The sequence below is a fragment of the Agrobacterium genomosp. 2 str. CFBP 5494 genome (genome assembly GCF_900013495.1).
Taxonomy (GTDB): domain Bacteria; phylum Pseudomonadota; class Alphaproteobacteria; order Rhizobiales; family Rhizobiaceae; genus Agrobacterium; species Agrobacterium pusense.
Genome location: NZ_LT009718.1, coordinates 1,140,308 through 1,160,448 on the forward strand (window position 1 = coordinate 1,140,308; position 20,141 = coordinate 1,160,448).

Annotated in this window: 14 protein-coding genes; 7 read left to right on the forward strand and 7 right to left on the reverse strand. The window is 54.7% G+C overall.

Features of this window, described 5'->3' with window-relative positions:
- Positions 1 to 102 precede the first annotated feature (102 nt).
- The 5 genes from AGR2A_RS05425 to AGR2A_RS28845 form a co-directional block, all read right to left on the reverse strand.
- Positions 103 to 288 carry a hypothetical protein gene (locus AGR2A_RS05425; protein WP_080822444.1) on the reverse strand — a complete coding sequence of 62 codons (186 nt, stop codon included), beginning with the start codon at positions 286 to 288 and terminating at the stop codon, positions 103 to 105.
- Positions 278 to 670: a hypothetical protein gene (locus AGR2A_RS05430; protein ID WP_080822445.1), complete on the reverse strand. Its 393-nt coding sequence runs from the start codon at positions 668 to 670 to the stop codon at positions 278 to 280. The genes AGR2A_RS05425 and AGR2A_RS05430 overlap by 11 nt, the downstream gene beginning before the upstream one ends.
- Positions 667 to 891, reverse strand: a complete 225-nt coding sequence (locus tag AGR2A_RS05435; RefSeq protein WP_139786331.1) for a hypothetical protein — start codon at positions 889 to 891, stop codon at positions 667 to 669. Before AGR2A_RS05435 ends, AGR2A_RS05430 begins: the two co-directional genes overlap by 4 nt.
- Before the next feature lie 125 nt (positions 892 to 1,016).
- The gene (locus AGR2A_RS05440; RefSeq protein WP_080822449.1) at positions 1,017 to 1,436 is read right to left on the reverse strand and encodes a hypothetical protein; all 420 of its coding nucleotides are present in this window, start codon (positions 1,434 to 1,436) and stop codon (positions 1,017 to 1,019) included.
- A gap of 21 nt (positions 1,437 to 1,457) precedes the next feature.
- On the reverse strand, positions 1,458 to 1,658 hold the full coding sequence (locus AGR2A_RS28845; protein ID WP_139786332.1) for a hypothetical protein: 201 nt from the start codon (positions 1,656 to 1,658) through the stop codon (positions 1,458 to 1,460).
- 112 nt (positions 1,659 to 1,770) lie between these two features.
- Between AGR2A_RS28845 and dcm the strand changes: the two genes are divergently transcribed.
- Genes dcm through AGR2A_RS05455 form a run of 3 tightly spaced genes read left to right on the forward strand, consistent with a single transcriptional unit; the run spans position 1,771 to position 4,695 of the window.
- Positions 1,771 to 3,015 (forward strand): DNA (cytosine-5-)-methyltransferase, encoded by a 1,245-nt coding sequence (gene dcm / locus AGR2A_RS05445; RefSeq protein WP_080822450.1) that lies wholly within the window; start codon positions 1,771 to 1,773, stop codon positions 3,013 to 3,015.
- On the forward strand, positions 3,015 to 3,491 hold the full coding sequence (locus AGR2A_RS05450; protein WP_080822452.1) for a very short patch repair endonuclease: 477 nt from the start codon (positions 3,015 to 3,017) through the stop codon (positions 3,489 to 3,491). Before dcm ends, AGR2A_RS05450 begins: the two co-directional genes overlap by 1 nt.
- A complete protein-coding gene (locus tag AGR2A_RS05455) occupies positions 3,469 to 4,695 on the forward strand; it encodes a type II restriction endonuclease (RefSeq protein ID WP_080822453.1) in 1,227 nt (408 codons plus the stop codon). The genes AGR2A_RS05450 and AGR2A_RS05455 overlap by 23 nt, the downstream gene beginning before the upstream one ends.
- 141 nt (positions 4,696 to 4,836) lie before the next feature.
- On the opposite strand, the gene AGR2A_RS05460 is transcribed toward AGR2A_RS05455, so the two are convergent.
- On the reverse strand, positions 4,837 to 7,824 hold the full coding sequence (locus AGR2A_RS05460) for a DEAD/DEAH box helicase (protein WP_139786333.1): 2,988 nt from the start codon (positions 7,822 to 7,824) through the stop codon (positions 4,837 to 4,839).
- An 8-nt stretch (positions 7,825 to 7,832) separates the two neighbouring features.
- Positions 7,833 to 10,817, reverse strand: a complete 2,985-nt coding sequence (locus AGR2A_RS05465) for a hypothetical protein (protein ID WP_080822458.1) — start codon at positions 10,815 to 10,817, stop codon at positions 7,833 to 7,835.
- A gap of 144 nt (positions 10,818 to 10,961) precedes the next feature.
- On the opposite strand from AGR2A_RS05465, the gene AGR2A_RS05475 reads away from it, so the two are divergent.
- From AGR2A_RS05475 to AGR2A_RS05490, 4 genes are read left to right on the forward strand one after another with little or no spacing between them, the layout of a single operon-like run.
- The gene (locus AGR2A_RS05475) at positions 10,962 to 13,445 is read left to right on the forward strand and encodes an ATP-dependent helicase (protein ID WP_139786334.1); all 2,484 of its coding nucleotides are present in this window, start codon (positions 10,962 to 10,964) and stop codon (positions 13,443 to 13,445) included.
- A gap of 5 nt (positions 13,446 to 13,450) precedes the next feature.
- Positions 13,451 to 16,618: a helicase-related protein gene (locus AGR2A_RS05480; RefSeq protein ID WP_208617148.1), complete on the forward strand. Its 3,168-nt coding sequence runs from the start codon at positions 13,451 to 13,453 to the stop codon at positions 16,616 to 16,618.
- Positions 16,618 to 18,477, forward strand: a complete 1,860-nt coding sequence (gene drmB / locus AGR2A_RS05485) for a DUF1998 domain-containing protein (RefSeq protein WP_080822461.1) — start codon at positions 16,618 to 16,620, stop codon at positions 18,475 to 18,477. Before AGR2A_RS05480 ends, drmB begins: the two co-directional genes overlap by 1 nt.
- A complete protein-coding gene (locus AGR2A_RS05490; RefSeq protein WP_080822463.1) occupies positions 18,477 to 20,135 on the forward strand; it encodes an NERD domain-containing protein in 1,659 nt (552 codons plus the stop codon). The genes drmB and AGR2A_RS05490 overlap by 1 nt, the downstream gene beginning before the upstream one ends.
- The last annotated feature ends 6 nt before the right edge of the window (positions 20,136 to 20,141 follow it).

The following is a 20,141-nucleotide window of genomic DNA, read 5'->3' on the forward strand; positions in this document are numbered from 1 at the left end:
TCTCAGAACGGTGTCTGCAGAGAGCGTTACCTAGTGTTCTGAAAGATTCGAGACGAGGACGGCATAAAAATGATAGCCCCCGAAATCCGGGGGCTTCAGGCGTCAGTCGACGATGTCATCCGTCGTGAGGCCGATGCGGCGCGGCAGCGTCAACTCGGAACCCGTCGGAGGCTGAGGAAGGCCTGCGGCTTGCGCTTCACGAACGGACCGAAGCCATTCCTGCGTGTCTGCGGCTTCGCGCATAAGTTTGGACAGCTTTCCGAAGCCGGAACTTGCTTTACGCGCCATGAGATGCTCGTGCCTCCTGGATCAGACCTTTCACAAGCTGGCGGTTGCTGAACAGGCTGCGCCATTCCGAAGAGCGGAGGAACTCGTGGACATCCCGCGGCGACAACTCGCGCTCGAACATCGTGTCGAGTTCGACGCGGAAGTCGTTGTCGCGCTGCTTCGGCATCGGGCGCGTACGATCGTAGAGATCCATCTGCCCTTTGGGCTTGCCGTCCTTGATTGCAACGCGGATGGCGAGCGTGGGGTGAGACAACCCATCATCGGCACGTTCGGAATTCTCGCGGATCTGAGACGCGAGCCAGTCCGAAAGGAAGTCGGTGCCATGCTTGAGGTCGGCGATAACAGCGGTCACCTCGGCCGCGCGCTTAAGTGCCTTGCTCATGCCGACACCGCCGAGGCCGGTGCCACGATCGAGATGGACTCGCCGTCCTTCGGTGCGATGACAGCGAGGATGAACTTTTCGAACTCTGCGTTCGATACGTGCTCGAAGCGCAACTGCTTCGTGCGGGTGTCAACGATGATGAAGTAGCGCTCTCCATCGATGGCCAGGAAGTCACACATAAACACGGTACGGAGCCTTTCTTGTTTGTGGCGTACGCACATAGAAAGCCCCGGATGGAGTGGTAACGTCAACAGATTAGAAACGCAATTTCTGATTTTTTTTCAATGAATTGAGAAGTATTGTATTCTTATTACCACTGTGAAATCAGTGAAATTTATAGGCGATGTTAGGCCGTTTTTCGTCTCGATCCTCTCGATCTTGCAGCGTTTATCTGCGCCTCATCGGTTTCCGCATCCGGATCTTCTTCGAGCGTCCGCAAGACCGCTTCTGTGTCCGTGTCGAGGGCGGGATAGATGGTGCAGCGGAGGTCTTTGCTTCTCGCCCGTGCCTGATCAATTTCGATTTCGTCGTCGATATCCTCGATGTCTTCCCTGAACGAAGAGGTCGCGCGCTTCCGGGAGGTGAACCCATCCTGAACTGCTTGACTAAAGGCGGCGATTTCCTGCTGGGGATGGATGTGGCCACGAGCCGGGTGCATCCAATCAGGGTCCTTGTAGTCGTCGGCCTCCATGCCATCCTCGGGCTTTCGCAGCCGGAGAGATACGAAGCGGTTCCAAGCAGGTTCCGCTAACTGGCTGACGATCATGTGGTACTTCAGGCTATCGAATTACCGAGTGCATTCCAGCAGGATCGCACGATACTGGCGGTCGTTGCCCTTCTCAGAATTCAAAGTGATGTGCTCGGCGGCTAGACTGAAGGTGTCCGGAGTTTCAAGTTCGTCTTCAATCAGGCTGGACGGCAGAATGGCATTGAAGCCCAGTCCTTCGAGGCAAGATGCCGAAGAAAATGGTGTGGGCTGGACGAGCACGGCGCAAACGCCAGCACAAATCCGGAACAATCTTGTTAATGTTCTATTTTTGTTCTATTGGTGAATTCGTGCCCGGATGTCAGAAAGAGTCCCAGCGAATACGAGGTGAATCATGTCCTACTTTTCAACTCTCCGCCAGAAAGCTGGCCTGACTGTTCCTGAAGCAGCCGAGCTTCTGGGCTACAACGAGCGTCAGGTCTACCGCTGGGAATCCGGAGAGAATGTGCCGCGGAAGGTCGTCATCGACAAGCTTGAGTCCCTGCGGCAGCAGCGTTGCCCGGCCACCTCAGGGGAACATTCGTTCACCTTCATCGATCTTTTCGCGGGCATTGGCGGGCTTCGACGCGGCTTTGACGCTATCGGCGGTAAGTGTGTACTGACTTGCGAATGGGACAAGCACAGCCAGCAGACCTACCGGGCAAATTACCCGGACGATGAGCATGAAATCCACGGCGATATCCGCCAGCTTCACGTCGATGAAATTCCGGATCATGACGTCCTCCTCGGAGGGTTTCCTTGCCAAAGCTTTTCGATCGCGGGCGTTTCAAAGAAGAATGCCTTGGGCCGTCCTCACGGATTTGCATGTGAGACCCAAGGCACGCTCTTCTTCGAGATCCAGAGAATCCTAGAGGCGAAGCGTCCGAAGGCCTTCCTGCTCGAGAACGTGAAGAACCTGGTCAACCACGACAAGGGAAGAACCTTTTCAGTGATTAAGGATGTGCTGGAGAACCAGCTCGGCTACACGATCAAATACAAGGTTCTCGACGCAAAATCCTGGCTGCCCCAGCATCGGGAGCGCATCTTCATCGTGGGCTTCCGACAGGATCAGGGTTTCAACTTCGACGATCTGCAGGTTCCCGATGTTTTGAAAGGACCAACGTTAAAGTCGATCCTACATCCAGAGACCGGCGAGGAAGCGCCGGAAAAACCCTATACTGATGGCAACATAGGCAGCGTCTCCGATAGATACACGCTGACAGACAAGCTCTGGGCTTACCTGCAGGCATATGCTGCAAAACATAAGGCGGCAGGAAACGGTTTCGGGTTCGGCCTCTTCACCCCAGATGGCATCGCCCGTACGCTCTCCGCGCGTTATCATAAAGACGGCTCCGAGATCCTGATCAGTCGCGGTGATGGCCGCAATCCGCGTCGCCTTACACCGCGTGAATGTGCCCGCCTGATGGGTTTTGATGGTCCAGGCGAAAGCGAGTTCCGTATACCGGTTTCGGACACGCAAGCTTATCGTCAGTTCGGGAACAGTGTTGCCGTTCCGGCGGTCAAGGCTGTGGCGGAACTCATGAAGCCCTATATTCTCGACTACCAGGAAATCGAAGAACTTATCCGCAAGAGTGCCTGATGGCGGACGTCGTTTCGCGCGAGAAACGCAGCCAGATGATGGCCGGTATCAAGGGCAAAAATACGAGGCCGGAGATCGCCATCAGGAAGGCACTCTTTGCCCTTGGATACCGATACCGTATCCACGACACGCGCCTGCCCGGAAAGCCAGACGTGGTGTTCCCTGGCCGGAAGGCGGCCCTCTTCGTAGAGGGCTGCTTCTGGCACCAGCACGACTGCCACCTGTTCAAAATGCCGTCATCCAGACAGGACTTCTGGCAGTCTAAGATCGAGGGTAACAGGCGACGTGACGTGCGCGTTCGCGACGAACTTCAGGCGCAGGGATGGCGGTATCTGACAGTATGGGAATGCGCTCTCAAGGGACGGACCCGATTGCCATTTCCCGTGGTAATCGACAGGATCCGCACGTGGCTCGAATCAACCGAGCGAACCGGAGAAATCGAGGGGATGCGGGATGACGATCGCCGACCTGAGTGATTGGATGGCCGACTTCGGGAAGCCGGGTTACCTCTGGTATGCGAAGCGGCTTTCTGGCAACGACACGTTGGCAAACAAGAGCCACCAGGCCGGGCCATACATTCCAAAGCAGGTGCTGTTCGAGGTGCTTCCGAGCATCAATCGGCCCGAAGTGGAGAGACCCGACGCTTTTTTTGAGCTGTATCTCGACTCTCATCCGGAAGTCAGGACCATCAGAGCGATCTGGTATAACGGAAAACTCCATGGCGGTACGAGAAACGAGACTCGCCTGACGGGCTTCGGCGGCGCGCAGTCGGCTCTTCTCGACCCGGATAGCACTGGCGCGCTTGCAGTCTTTGCTTTCAAGGTCGAAACCGAACGGGCGCCTGCTGAATGCCACGTCTGGGTATGTGGTGGCGAAGGCACGGAAGCGGACTTTGTCGAAGAGCGTCTGGGGCCCGTTGAACCGAAAATTCCGGTGATCTGGAGGCCCGGCGTTTCGGATCCGCAAGCAGACTTGTTCACCACAGTTTCAAGCCGCGCGTCATGCTGGCTGCAGCCAAGCGAGATTCCTGAAGGATGGTTGACCGCTTTCCCAACTGGAAGAGAAATCATCGAGAGGACAATTGGATTGAGGCCGGCAAGCGGCATGCCTGTCGATGTCCGACTGATGCTGCGCCGCGCGTGCGAGTTCGAAATGTTCAAGTCCATCGAAGAGGCGTCTTGGCTGCCAAAGATCAAGGAAGGCTTTCACTCGATCGATGGATTTCTGGGTATGGCGAACACGATCTTGCAGAGCCGTAAATCCCGAGCCGGGAAGTCATTGGAATACCATACCGCAGCTCTCCTCGAAGAAGAGGGCTTGGCACCAGGGACAGCGTTCGTGCACAACCCGCTCATAGAGATCAACAAACGCCCAGATTTTCTGTTTCCAAGTGTTGCGGCATACGAGGACAATTCCTTTCCAGCGAATCGCCTGCGTATGCTTGCCGCAAAGACAACCTGCAAGGATCGCTGGCGGCAGATCATCAATGAGGCAGATCGCATTCAGACCAAGCACCTTTTGACACTCCAAGAGGGAGTTTCAGAGCCGCAGTTCAACGAGATGGTCGAAGCCGGTATCCGGCTCGTGGTGCCGTCTGGAATACATGCTTCTTACCCTGAGGCCGTTCGACCTCATCTTATTACTCTTGAGGAATTCATTGGTGACGTTCGTACAGCATGAGGAGGGACCGTACCTGAAACAGCCCTTTCGACCGCGGCTTTGTGATTGTTGTGAACCGGTCGAAGTATGATGCGTCTCCGAGCACTTCCGGAATGCGAGGTTTCTATGAATTGGCCGCGCGACGATCGTCTCGTAGTTACCTTACGATGGGCAGATAAATCTGATACACAAGTGCCAGACGCTGACAGGGCGTCCATTTAAGGCGGTGTCTGCACCCCTTGACAACGTTTGACGGCGTAAGCGCCTCGCTAGGTCGGCTAGCTCTATGCGCTTTTCCAGTCCGGCAAGTTGTCCACGCAGCATTTCCCGTTGAAAATCGCCAACCACATCCGATTTCCGGGCCTCGCGCTGGCCCGAGCGCAGCTCGATAGTGGTTTCGGCGTCGCTGGCGATGATAGACAACCTTTCCGATAGCTCCACTGCGAGAGACGCCAATAGTCGTTTTCCATCAGCGGCTAACCGAGACTTGATTGCGATCTCATGAGACGACTTGCATCGCTCTAAGTTTGATGAACCAACAAACGCGCGGCCCTTCGAGAGAGGCTTCGGTGCGGGCCGAAATTTCCCATCCTCTCCTAGCGGTTTGAACAGCTCGGCAACCATGTTGTCGGGAAGCGGAGTCCAAGCATTGTTTTCAAACGCCGAGGCATAAAGGTAGAGTTGAGGCGGGACGGTTGAGCTTAGCCAACGGTCGTCTGCCTGCAGCCCATCAGTGAACTCACGTATGTCGGCCATCATTCGGGTCCTCTGTGCTTGCGTCGTGTCGTCAGACGCGAGCTTCTGCAGCGCACGGGGAACCAAGTCATATTCAATAGAATTTGCAGTCTCGGTAAAACCCACAGAAAGCAAGATGCTTTTTGCCTGATGTCGAGCCAGTGGATGTTCCGGGTTCACCAGTACGCTGAGTTCAGGAACCTGAGTCGATCCGTCGAAATTCTGATCACACAAACGCTTCAGTCCATCGACGATATCGTCGTGGAGGCTTTCGCCATGATCGAAGAAGCGCAGCAGTCGTCCGTGCTCTTCACCTTCGTCGGTCACGACCTTCGTTTTCGGAGGAGCAGACATGTGCTCGCGACGTGTCAGAAACACTGCGTGATCCGAATTCCAGTTGTCCGTCCCAATATCAGATAGCGGGGCCGGAAACCCAACAGCTCCTTGGGTGTACCATAAGGTCTTGAACTGGATTTTCTGGTTAACCCGGTCTTGGCGGTAAGAAACGCTGTAAATGTTTCCTTTGTCCAGAATTCTCAGGAAGGCCTCATTCGAACGCTCTGCAATTAATGTATTGGTTTGCCCCTCCCTATCAGCACACATTGTGGGTTCAATGGGCTTGATGTTGGCGAGCTGAACAGCAATCGCATTGGTGAGATCTGGTGAGGTCTGGTCGAAATCGGACAACGCCGACGGTAGACTTTGGCCATCCCATGCCAGCGAGAGCTCTGCCAGCTTCGCGATAGAATCTTCTGGAAGTTTTTCTCTGGCTGCAGCTTCGATCGCGTCGGTGATAGTTTGTGTATCTTCCTCCGACAACTGAGGTATTGGGCGGTCAAACAACCGAATGGTGTCGAAGGTTTTCGTAACCCGCTCTTCCATCGACCCTTGCATGATAAGCCGCCAAATTTTGATGCGGCCGAAGCTGTTTTCATCGGTTGCGTTCTGAAGTCCACCTTTTCGCAGTCGGTCTATACGGCCGATTAGCTGATCGATCGCCACTGGATCCCAAGGCACGCTGTAGAAGATTATGTTCCGCGCTGCATGATGCAAATTCAGTCCTGCCTGAACCCAATCGCCAAGAATGAGAACGCGGGCTTCTCCCTCGATAAAGGGAGTAACGGCAGCATGCATCTGTTGAATGTCGATTGCCGTCTCTTCGGTTGCGCCGGGCGGTCGTTTCAATGTTGCTATTGCGCCTTCATTTCGAAGCTCCTCGATGTATCTCGGAAGCGCGGTGCACAGCATGTCGATGGTCAGTCCGTCGCCTGCAACGATGATAAATTTTTCGTTGGGTCGCGAACTCCATTCGGACGATAACACGTCCAGCAAGGCCTCAAATCGGCTATCCACTGGATCATGGGTGGCAGCATCTCTGATCGTCGCCAACGTCCTCTTGTCAACTTGATTGGATAGCTGATCCAGAGCGGCGCGGACCGACCGACGTGATCGAGCCATTGCCTTGACTTGAATCCAAGGTGATGTCGCTTGATCATGGCGGTTCGGAAATTGAGCCAAGATGGAATCAGTCGCGACAATTCGCTCGACTTCCGCTTGGGCTGGCTCGAACAACACTGTTCGGATTTCGCGAGCCGGCAGATACTTTGCCCACGCCTTCCTAGACTGCCGCGATATCCTACGGGTGATGGCCGAGCATTGAAAAGCTAGTCGACCAGCAGATTTTTTCTCATTTCCTGAAAGTTCATCAAGTCTCCTCACCGCCACAGCTTCTCGAGCAGCGAGAAGATCAAATATCGGGGTATTATGCTGGTCGGCTATCCCTTTCAGTTCAGGCTCAATCATCTCGAAAATCAGATCTCGCCATCGGGCATCCCCTAGGCGGGGCGTTGCAGACAAGACCAAAACTTGCCGAAAACGTCCAACGGTCGTCGTACGGAGGCCGCTGCAGTACTGAGCGATACGATCAACCACCTCAAGTGGCATGGATTGAGGCTCATCGACCACGATCAGATGTCGTTCATCCGGGGCAAGGATTTCGGAATTATCCTGAATATCACGCGGCCTTACAAGGAGGATCGAGGGCGTCTCACCTCGCTCGACTTCCTCACTTCCCACAACCGCAGCTTTGACATGTCCACGTGTCCAAGCCTCTCTTTGCCACTGCCCCAAGAGCCGTTCAGGCGCGACTACGACGGTTTTATGCGATGGGTTCTGCATTCGCAGCGCATTGATGACCATCAGTGCCTGGATGGTTTTTCCCAAGCCAACTTCATCAGCCACAAGATGTCTGATTCTGGTATCTGAAAGGATGCGTCGAACGGTGGTGATCTGGTGAGGATAGGGATCTGCCGCGACGCCCAGCGCACCATTTACCCCCCAAGTATAGGCTTCTGCACGACGACGGAGCGCTTGCACTCCCGACATGAATAGAAAATATGGATCAATTGATGGCATTTATAGCTCTAACTAATTGATTTTTCGGCGTGAATTCTAAGTGCTGCGTAGCGGATGGCACGCGAGGTCTGGCGATCAGATAGAAGCTTGACCAACGCCTCTTCGGCGCCAGGCGTTTTCAGAACATCTCTGGGAGACATCCAAAGTTGCAATCCAATCCGTATCTCCCTGCTGCCGATCCACTGTTTTCCCGGTGATCGGAGCGCATCCATGTGGCATGCTACAAGCTTTTCGACGACGTCATCCAAACCACCGTTCTGATAGCGAAGACTGCTGAGCGCCTTCCACCGGGAAGACGGCAGTATTAGCGGTTGAAAGGCCGGCCGCTTGGCCGCCGCCACGGCATCCCGAACGGCCTTCTGCCATGTTTGGTCGCTATTGAAGATATCCAGTTCCTCAAATGCCGCCGCCCCCGCACTTTCTCGATCCCGGCTAAGCTTCGCATAGGCATCGTTGATGGCGTAGTCCAGTTCTTCAAAGTCTGCTGTGTCGGCTAGCAAAGCGCTTAAATCCGAAACCACGCTGGCAAAGCTGTGTGTTAATTCGATATGCAGCTTCGCGCTCTCAACTTTGTCCAATTGAGGGAATCGCTTGCCGGTGGCGATTTGTCTGCTCATGCATATGCGGGAAAGCTCAGAGTGAGAGTTGCGGTGTAAACCTTCACCACTATTTTCGATCCTCCGCCACTCGCCACCACAAAATGACTCAACTAGCGCTTTCTCGATTTCTCCGGAGATAACCCTGGCCTGATGCGATGCAATTAGGTTGCTCGGCTCAGCGGTACGCCAGGCCAGGTAGGACGAGAGGAGAGTTTTGAACCCGGGACTTCCATCAAGGCCCTGAACCGCGCGAGCCGAACCCACAGGATCTGCCGCATGATGGTTGCCCATTCGTACGACAGACGGTGCTACTACAACAGCCGAGGATATGGCCTCCCAGGAAGAGGTTTCGGGTATCCAAAGCGCGGTAATGTCGTGGTCAGTCTTGGCTGACGTGTTGTCAATAAGTAGCAGCGGAGTTGAAATATCCGCGCCCCTGATCCCGGCGACCGGGTTTCCGTGCTCATCCTGCCAGTTATGTTTATCAGGCAGATACGTTAATCGACGAAACTCTCGCGCGAGGCGCCAAGTGTAATTCCCAAGTCCCTTGAGTTGGATTTGGATATCGATGGGCCCCATGTTGGCGCTGCCAAGCGCCAAACGTTTCAACTCACTGATCAATGTGGAACTGGCGTCCAACCGCCCGGGCACGTCGATTTGAAAGGGAAACGGTACGTCAACGGTTTGCCCGTCGCGGGTGATCCAAGCAAGTCCCTCTACGCTATGCAGTGCGAACTCTGAACGCAGAACTATGGATAATGTGTCTGAGGCGAGGTCATCGATTGTTGCAGAGGGAGGTTCAACATAAATCCTGAACGACGTGTCTCTGTTTTGCGGGACAATAGAAATATTAATATCTTGAAGATCATCGCCCGCTTCCAAGCTCAGTTTGTGCGAGCCTGCGGGGAGATCAAGTCTAAACACCTCACCCTTTTCGAAGCGGCCGCTTGATACCGAAACACCCTCAGAGTTTATAACCTCCGCAGACATTGACTGAGTATTCACGCGACAGTATAACGGTACTCCCTCCACATGAGTCATTATGTTTGACAAATTTGAGATTGTTGCACCGCTGCTGAACGTTATGGGTGCAGTGTCTTCCGGCGAAATTCCCAAATCCCGCAAGAGCCTATTGGAGGCCTTGTTCAGCGGATCTACCAGGTATGCCGAACAACCTTCCCAACATGGCAGTTGCACATATTCGAGTGGTTGATCTGTCGGATTCCAGCTCAGATAAACTATCTTGCTTCCGGACGATAGGGTTTGCCCGGCCATCACCGCCGGGAACAAGCCGTCAGAACCATTCCAAGAAAAAATGGAAGGTGGCGTCGGCTGTAGCGCCCTCAGGAGATCAGGCGCGTCATTTAGCCTCTCGCCGTAACTCCACACTGACAACGGGTCCGCGGACAACGGTTTCATCGGCTGCCCGAGATGGATCACGCCCCCGGCAAGAAAATTCTTTATGGGCTGCGACTGAGCAGCACCTTCTGCTCCGATCTCCCAGCTTGCCATGGCTCCTGACACGAGGTGCTGGAGGTCAGCTTCGGAGAGTACAGGACCATTTAAATACAAACCCGTAACTCGCCCGTGAGCGATAACGATACCGTATCTGCTGGCTTCAACAGACGGACTTGAAGAACGTCGTTCCTTGCTGACCAGCCGCTTGGCGTGCCTCAACGCAATAGCTGCATCAGGGTCCTTCCGAAGATCGCCCCCGATACGAGCAACTATGCCTGGCTCGAACCAGCCTTCGCCTTCGTCAGGTGCCAAAAGTGCCTTCGACAGTTCGACGGCCAATCGAGTGTCTTCCAGCCAGTCCCGAAGGCGGCGAGACCATAAGCCGTCAGCTATCGAAACGAGCTTAGAGATTAACAACTCATCTTCTCGCAGGGGTGTCCCAGATGCCAATACTTTGGCGAGTGCGATCAGGAGCGGCTTATGAATTTCTAGCGGCGCAAGGGCATTTCGTATCGGCCACGCAATATGATTGTAAGCTATAGCCCAGTCGCTTCGATTCGGAGCGGCAAATCCGTATTGCTGGGCAAGGCGTGAAAACAGTTCGCTGATGTCGGTGCGATCCGAGTGAGCCAAGGAGACGCCAAGTGTTTCATCGACTTTTGGCCAGAAGTCAGTGCCTGTGCCTTGGTATCGATAGCCCACCTCCGTAATAGCGAGCGCTAAAGACAGATGGTTCCCGATCCAGGCTGCCGACCCCGGTCGCAGAAGTCTAAGTTTACGGCCCACGAGGGCCTGCAACTCCAGAACTTCCTGCGCTTCGAGACCGTGCTCAATTATGAATACAGGGTCTGTTCCACGCGCGGACTTTAGACGGCGGTACTGATCACGAAGCTTCGCATCAAATTCAGCTAGTTCTTGAGAATACGGTGTTTGCAAGACGTGTATCTGCCATGGAGGTCAATTTAGAGTCGATCAGCGCACTGTATCTGTCAACGTTTTTATGTGAGGTTTCAACCACTAGGTTTTTGATTCGTGTAACACTCCTTCGCTGACTCTAACCGACATCCTGGTTGTTTGCCTGTGCGTACTATTGGACCGATTAACCCTGCAGCCACGTTTCAGTCTCCCGCCGTAATCTGGGGTGACGGCGGCATCATTGCTGCCGGAGTGGCTGACTGGCTCCGTCGTCAGGCTGCCGCCCGACATGGGATACCTAGAGCAAACGCCGTCTCAAATATTGTGGAGGTTCTTGGGTGGCTCGGCGCACATCTAGATCACGCACGTGCAGAGGTTGGAAAGATTCTCGATGTTCTTCTCGATGCCGGCGATCTGGGGCAAGGAGAAGCTTTCGGGCAACCTTGTTTGGTGGCTGTAGAGCGGCGACTCGTCTCGCTCCCCGCTGGCGGCGGAGTCATATTGGGAGGAGTTGATGTACTTGCGGTCGGCGCGAGGGAAGAGGCGGCGCTTTTCCGGAGGGTCAAAGACATTGACTTGCTGTCTACGAAAGATTTGGGAAGCCTGCTTCAGCAGCCAGAGTTTGAACTTCATGGAGTCGCATACCCGGAGTTAGCTCTTCTTGAAAACGCAAACCCGGCACTTGAAAGCTGGATAGCATTCGCAAAATCGTTTCATGCCATTCCGTCTTCAGGCAAAGCCGATTTTTGGACCCTGCCTAGGCAGGTTCGGAAAGCTATTGCGTTGTGTGGTTCTGTCGATTTTGGCACCGGAAACTGGGAGCTGGACCAAGCGACGTGCGAATATCTCAATGCGTGGCTGGGCGTCGAAGAAGAGCACGGGATCATGGATGGTGGCATTCTTGATCGCGAACAGGCGATGGTCGTTAAGTCAAATGCCGATGCGCGCCTAATAGTCGAGGCTGCTCCCGGGTCGGGAAAGACATTTGTTGCAATATCCAGGATTGCTGAACTTATCGATCTTGGTGTGGCGCCGACGCGGATCTGGTTGCTCTCGTTCACTCGTGTTGCTGTCGAAGAGATGCGGGTTCGTGCGTCTCAGGCAATAGCTGGCGCGTCTTCCATTAATGTAGCCACTTTCGATTCCTTCGCCTCTCAGGTCGTTCGCGGCTTCGGGTCGACGCGTGCGGCCTCTAGTCGGAGTTACGAAGAAACGATAGCTGAGGCGTCACGGATTATTGGCGAACCGGATAGCGCAGTTAGAGATTTTCTGGCTTCGATCGAGCACGTCGTGATCGATGAGGCACAAGACGTGGTTGGATCGCGGCGCGAGCTCGTTTCAAAATTTCTCAAGGGTCTCTCGAGTCGATGCGGCGTGACGATTTTAGGGGATCGCAATCAGTCGATCTATGGTTGGCAGGAAGGAGCGGTTCAGAGCAATAAGCGGACATTACTTGCCAGCCATGATGATAGCTATCGACTGAGTTATCTGCAGGGCGATCATAGGGCCGAGCAACCCTCTTTAGCTGCGATGTTTGCAGATGCGCGTTGTGTCATGAAGGACGACGAACTGTCGCCGGAACAGCGTTACGATGCGATAAGAGCTTTGCTTGAAAATGGTGCAGAACAGCGTCTGGCGAGCCTTGATGCGGTGGGTTCGAGCAGCCGTTCGCTTGTGCTCTTTCGTGGGCGGCGCCCATTGATTTCATGCGCACAGGCATTGGCGAGAAACGGCAAGCGCTCAAGAATGAAGCTGTCCAATAGATCCAGCGTCACCGCACCGTGGATTGGGGCTATCCTGTCAGGTCTACAACCTGCGAGCAGACTTGGTAAAACTGATATCGGCGTTCTGCTCGAAGATGTAAAAGGAAGACATCCGCTACCCGATGTGGAGAGTGCGTGGGACGACCTGAGGGTACTATCCGGAACGGCCACAGGAAGTGTCCTCATAGGTGATGTGTGCGAAGCGCTTGATCGAGGTCTTCCCCTCAAATTCCTGTCCGATCACATCGGAACAGGCGGTCCACTTTTAAGCACGATACATGGAGCCAAAGGGAAGGAGGCCGATACTGTCTATCTCATGCTGCCCGGGCGGCCGGCTGCTGGTGACTCTGACGTCGATTGGGATGAAGAAGCGCGCATTCTTTATGTAGGCGCCACAAGGGCCAAGCGTCGTTTGATTATAGGATCGTCGCGCAGCGGGAAACTTTTGCCTGCTGCGGATGGAAGGCTTTGGAGAGGCGCACGCAACGATTTCAGCGTCGAGATCGGACTGCCGGGTGACGCCCTTGCGCTAGGTCGGAACACCGACACTGTACTTGCGCGCTCAGCGGCGCGCATGTTGCTTAATGCCAGCGATTCAGTAACCCCCTGCCTTGCCAAACGTGCCGCTGCCGATCTTCCCTTCGAGATATATTTCAGTGAGCACGACAGTGATCTGCCTCTAGGCCTTCTGTCAGATATGGCGGTTGGTCAGATTGCCGACATCGCTCAGCGTACCCCTTCCGAATTACCGCACACCTTGAGCGGCTTCTATATCGCAGGGGGAACTACGGTCGTGATCAGGGACCCAAGTGTGCCAGGCGAAGCGGTGTTGGGCGCAGGTATAGCACCTGTAATCACCGGATTCGCTCAAGTTAAGACGGAGTGACTTCCATGCGAAATGATAGCGCCAGAAAGATCATAGTCGATCGACTGCAGGCCGACCTCGTTGGGCCGCTTGAAGCGGAAGAAGTTATCAGTGATCTTCCCTCCGATCGATATCTCACGGGAATTCTGTTTCCACCCAAGACCGCAATTGGAGCTGATCAGGCCGACGAGGCGGAAGTAGCCGATGATGATCCTGATGGCGCAAGCGGGATAGAAAGCAGTTCTCTTGCCTCTACATTTCGTCCCAGCGCCGCAGGGCTTTCATTCACTGTTCGGACTGGCGGTGACGGAATTGCGGCCGCTAGGTTCGATGTAGCGGCTGGCCGATATGTCCAAATCGGTGCTGAACCGACTTCGCTTGCTGTCGCCCAAAGCAGGAGTTGGCAGAGGGTTCCCCTAAGGGCCACTTTTGAAGAACTTCTTGATCCGCAAGATCTGCCACATGAGGTCGATCTGGGAAAATATGGGATACCCGGTCTTCGTCTCCACCTGCGTATCAAACGATGGCAGGATTTCCTGCTGGTGACAGCGGCCCTAGTTAATTCCCATGGTTTGGAGGAGCATACATCGCGGGATGAGCTCGAGGAGCATACCTTCTTTCAGGTTTCACTTTCAGTGTCACCGATCCTCGGTGGTAAATTGGTCCCGAAACCGATCACGCGAGCGCCGGCTACGGACGACGTCGAAGCCGCGATCTCTTCTCTGATTTACCGTGATGCCGAAGAATATGCTGTCGGACATACATGTTCGGCGGACTGGGTAATGGATGGGACTACCGTCTCCGCCGTCAGGACACAATGGCTTCCAGGTGTAGTAGTCAAAAAGTCTGTCGAAACCGGAGATGTGATATTCGATGCTCTTCGTCAGAACGCTGACCAGCTTCCACTGAATACCAGATGGCTCTCGGAAGCGGATCAGTCCTCATTGATTGCGGGGTTGAAGCGAGTTTCAGCGCTCTACGGCAAATGGATTGAAGCCCAGGAGAATGACCTGGAAAAACTAGAGGATTCGTTTGTCGCTATCGGCCGGGATAATCTGCAGACATGTACCCGTGCCTTGGACCGCATCGAGGCTGGAATAAGCCTTATTGAAGCCGACCCTGACGTGCGCACCGCATTTCAGTTGGCAAATCGTGCCATCTGGCTTCAAAGCCGTTGGAAGTCCGAAAAACAAAATGGAGCCACTGACCTATCGTGGCGACCCTTTCAGTTGGCATTCGTGTTGTTGTGTTTAGGCCCGACAGCAAACGCGGATGATGAGCATAGGGACACCATGGACCTGCTCTGGTTCCCGACAGGTGGCGGCAAGACGGAAGCCTACCTGCTGCTCACGGCGTTCGTCGTGTTTCTAAGGCGACTCCGGGCGAACGGTGACCCAAGCGGCGCGGGCGTCACTGCGTTCATGCGATATACATTGAGGCTCTTGACGATTCAGCAGTTTCAGCGCGCGGCAGCGCTTGTAGTCGCATGCGATTTAATTCGCCGCGGTGCTGTTGATGTCGGGATAGCAAAACGCCCGGGTCATTTCGACACCGACCCTCCGATTTCCATTGGACTGTGGGTAGGCGATGGCTCCACGCCGAACAAAGTGCCTAAAGCCATAGAGGCACTTGAAAACAATTCGCCATCAACCCCGAAGCAGCTCTCCCGCTGCCCGGTCTGTGACAGCGAGCTTTCCTGGGGGTGGCCCGAGGACAGAGGGCGGATCCTCGTCCATTGCCGTGAGGAAAATTGCTGCGTCGGCAAGCTCAAGGATCCCCTGCCAATCTGGACCGTTGATGAGGATATCTATCGGGAAAAGCCGACCCTGGTAATCGGTACTGCTGACAAATACGTGCAATTGCCACGTAACAAAGACACCGGACTGCTTTTCGGTATCGGTAGCAACGTGGGTCCGCCTGATCTGATCATTCAGGATGAACTGCACCTTATCTCCGGACCTCTCGGAACAATGGCCGGACTGTACGAAATCGCCATTGACGAGCTGAGTTCTCGAGGAGCGAAGCGGCCAAAAATCATCGGATCGACGGCGACAATACGCAGAGCCGAATCTCAGATCCGCGCGCTCTTTAACCGGGCAGCATTCCAGTTTCCTCCTCCGGGCTTGGACCATGCTAACTCGGGCTTTGCTACACTCGACAAGACTGACCCGGGACGCCTTTGTGTTGGTGTAACAACGACAGGGCGGTCTGCAAAATTTACATTGCAAGCAGTGGCCGCGTCGATTCTGCAGTCGGCGACTTCAAACGAAATTCCCGACGGCGCGCGGGATGAGTACGCGACACTGGTCACTTACTTCAACAGCTTGCGTGAGCTAGGCGGTGCGTTGGTGTTGATGAGGGACGACGTAGATCGTTCGATCTCCGAATATGCGGCGAGACGTGAAGGGGAAGAGGCCCGCCAACTTAGGCCGCCGGTCGAACTGACGAGCCGCGTGACGTCCTCTGAGATACCGGGCTTGCTTGGACGACTTGACTTGGATTTTCGAGATGATGACAGCGTAGACGCCGTATTGGCTACAAACATGATCTCGGTAGGCGTCGATGTTTCCCGATTAGGCGCGATGATCGTGAACGGACAACCTAAAGGCATCGCCGAATATATCCAGGCATCAAGCCGCGTCGGTCGTAGCAAAGTCCCGGGGCTCGTCGTCACCGTTTACAACGCGAACAAAGCTCGCGATCGCAGCCGATATGAGACATTCGCTGGCTGGCACCAGAGCCTATACCGGGATGTCGAAGCAACAAGTGTTACACCGTTTGCCCCGCGTGCGCGCGATCGTGCAATCCATGCCGTTTTAGTCGCTATCGTTCGCCACACTATTCATGGGATGTCGGCCGAGCCTATTGTTGCTGCTGATCACGAGACTGAGATTCGAGCTGTTATTGATCGGATTGTGCAGCGAGCTCGGGATGTCGATGAGGAAGAAGCCCACGCGGTCGGCCAGGCACTGCATGAATTCTTGGAGAGATGGATCGCGAGAGGCCGGATCAAATACTACTGGAACGATCAGAGTGACGAAGGTTTGCTCATTTCGGCAGAGAAAGCAGCCGAGCGGGCGCTTGAGCGCCGCTCTGCCAGATGGGCGACACCTAGTCCGAACTCGCTGAGATCGGTTGAGCCTTCCAGCGCATTCGTTCTTACCAAAGAACACTTACCCCGCAGGGATCAGTGATGAAAGAGATCGGTAAACTTCGCAGGAGCCAAGTCATATCAACATATGGTCCGGGCGCCATCATCGATTTCAGGAGCCCTGCGGGAGCGCCAATTTCCGCGGTCTCCGGGGGGCTTGAGGCATGGGATCAAGATGCTACCCGCAAAAACCTTCTAAACGATCAGGTCATTTACGAACCTCGCCTTCAGAAAAAACTTGATGTCGATGGCTTCCGAACCCCACCTGTTGGCGAAGAAAATACGGGTCGGCGTGATGCTCGTGGAAAGCCTGTTATGCAGGACCGGCAAATACCTGCAACTCGTTTTCCGAACTGGCATTTCTGCCCGTCATGCGACTTGCTCCAGCACACAGACTTCTGGAGGGAGGAACCTGGAAAGCCGGAACTCTTTTGCGGAGATTGCTCTGGAAAGCCGGGGCTGCCGAAACGCCAATATGTTGTCCCGGTCCGCTTTGTGGTCGCCTGCGAGAACGGCCACCTGGGAGAATTCCCTTGGCAGCGGTGGTGCGAGCACAGAGCGGAGTGTGATTACAAGAAGCCCCTGAAGCTTAAAGCGGAAGGGGCTGGCCTTGCGGGTTTAATGGTCTTCTGTACCGGCTGCGGCGGCAAAAAGTCAATGCGCTCTGCGTTCTCGTTGAATGCATTGGAAAGGATCGGGTGTGGCTGCTCCGGCCGCCGGCCATGGCTCCAGACAGCGAAGGAAGTTTGCGACAAGCCTCCCGCCGTCATTCAGCGCGGCGCTTCAAACGCCTATTTCCCGGTAATCGAGTCATCAATCGACATCCCTCCGTGGGGAGATGATTTTCAGGAGGCTCTTGGTAGTTACTGGAAGAGGATCACGAAGATTATCGGGCGCGACCGTGCGTCGATAAGAAGACTCGTTGAAGAAGAAATTATGGATGACTGGGGCGGTCCGGTGATGAGCGTGGACGATATGGTCGCTCGCATCGAATTACGTCTAAGCCTTATCGATAATCTCAACACCGATAATCTTCGTATCGAAGAGCACGCGCATCTCACATCAGGCAATCCCGTCGAAAAACTACGCGAACGGGTAAATTTCGAGATCAGGGCTGAGCGGGTTCCGGATCGCTGGCGCGGTCAGCTCCAGCATCTCGTGCGGGTTGAACGCCTGAGAGAAGTGCGGGCGTTGCGAGGTTTCACGCGCTTGACGCCTATGACAGGGGAGCCGCGGGATCGCAAAATGGCGTTGCTTTCTGCCGAGCGCAAAAGGTGGTTACCTGCAATCGAAGTTTTCGGAGAGGGAATATTCGTCGCCCTGGATCCGGTAAAGCTGGCAGAGTGGGAGAGCACCGAACCAGTTGAGTCAAGAACGGCGAGGTTGAGAGATGCCGCCGAGCGCGAGTGGCGCACTCGCAATGGCAATGATATGCCATTTCCTTTGGATCTCTCCCCGCGCTTTTTGCTGATCCACACTTTGTCGCATGCGTTTATCCGGCGGCTATCGCTGGATTGTGGTTATTCGAGTTCTTCACTGCGAGAGCGCCTGTATGTCGCAACCGGAGATCAGCCGATGGCAGGTTTTCTGGTCTACACATCTGCTCCGGATGCTGATGGAACACTCGGCGGTCTATCAAGAGAGGGGCGTGCTGAGAGGATCGAAATAACACTCTTGCAGGCGATCAGAGATCTTGAGTGGTGTTCTTCAGACCCGCTCTGCTCGGCTGAGATCAACTCTTTCGCTGACAGCCTTAATCTGGCGGCCTGCCATAGCTGTGCGTTTTTGCCTGAGACGTCCTGCGAACACTTCAACAGATATCTCGACCGCGGCATCGTTGGCGGGCTTCCTGGCGCCTCGGATCTGGGCTTCTTCTGCGCGGAAGTAGAGGATGATCGATAATGGCAAGAATGTATCCCCGCACGGTGCCTGAGGTGATTCTCAAGGACAAGAACAGAAGCGCCGAAATCCGAATCTATGATCTATTACGAGAACAGCTTCCTGATACGTTTGCTTGCTATTATTCGCGCCCGTGGCATCGATTTACCCCGCATGGTGCAGAGCAAGATGGCGAGGCCGACTTTGTAATTGTCAATCCCGATCTCGGAATGCTGATAATCGAAGTGAAGGGAGGGCGAGTGTCCTGCCGGGCTGAGGATGGGCAATGGGTCTCGGTCGATCGCTACGACATTGCCTACGAAATTAAGAATCCAATCGAACAGGCGAAGCGAAGCAAATATCGTTTCCGAGACCTGCTAAAGAACTCACGTGACTGGCAGGAAAGACGGTTTCCGGCCTTCCACGCAGCCATATTGCCCGACTCCGTTCGTCCCCAAAATCCGCTAGGCGCGGATGCTCCTCTGGAGCTATTTGCGTTCGGGAATGATCTTCCTCATTTGGGGACTTGGGTAACTTCCAGAATGCAAAGTTCGGACATGGGCTCGCTGGGATCTGACGGAGCGGAGGCTCTCCACCGCATACTTGCAAGCAAGTTTGAATTGCGCCCCCATCTGGCGCGAGCGATTTCAGACGACATTCGGCATATCGAAAGGCTCACCGCCGAGCAGTCCTGGATCCTCGATTCTCTCGAAGACAACCCACAGATGACGGTGTCAGGGCCAGCGGGTACTGGGAAAACCGTGCTGGCCCTCGAAAAGGCAATGCGCAGCGCCTCTGCCGGGCGCCGAGTTCTATTCACATGTTACAATTCTGCTCTGGCTGCGCATCTTCGACACCGATGCGGCAAGATCGAAAACCTTACGATCAGCAGCTTCCATTCGCTTTGTGGCTCGTTTGCGGAAGCGGCAGGGCGAGTTCTGCCTACTGCGACGGGAAGTGTCTTTTACGATCGCATCTTGCCTGAAGCGCTGGTTGCTGCCGTCGAGGCGAAACCCGACCTTGGCTTCGAAACCATCGTGATTGATGAAGGTCAGGATTTTCGCGATGACTGGATGGTTGCGCTGCGACTATGCCTTCGCGATCACGACAATGATGAATTCTACGTATTTTACGATGACAATCAGCGGATTTTTTCAGCTGACCGCTTATTTTTATCCTCATTGCCGCAATCGACTTATCGTCTCAACCGCAATCTGCGGAATACGAAATCCATCCACCGCGTGCTCACGCCATGGTATGATCAAAGGAAAATTACAGCGGTCGGTCCGGAAGGGACGCCCGTCGAATGGATTGAAACCAGGGATCGCCAGCAATCTTATGCTCAAGCGGGGAGTATCGTTGCGAACCTTATCAAAACCAACCAACTGGCAGCGAGCGAGATTGCGGTGTTGACGGGAGGCCGCCTTGAGGACTGCGCACTGTTCAAGGCAAGTGGGGTTGGCGCCACGAGATATCGTGGTGCGGAAGAACGCGGGCTCGCTGAATACGTGACAGGTGATACGGTGAGGCGCTTCAAGGGCCTAGAGGCGAAATGCGTGATATTGATCGATACCGACCTCTTGCATGAGGCCGAACTGGCTTACGTAGGTCTCAGCAGGGCAGTGGCATTGCTGTACGTCATCGGGCGCAAAGAGGATTTGAGGCGTCTGCGCAACGACTGACGAGAA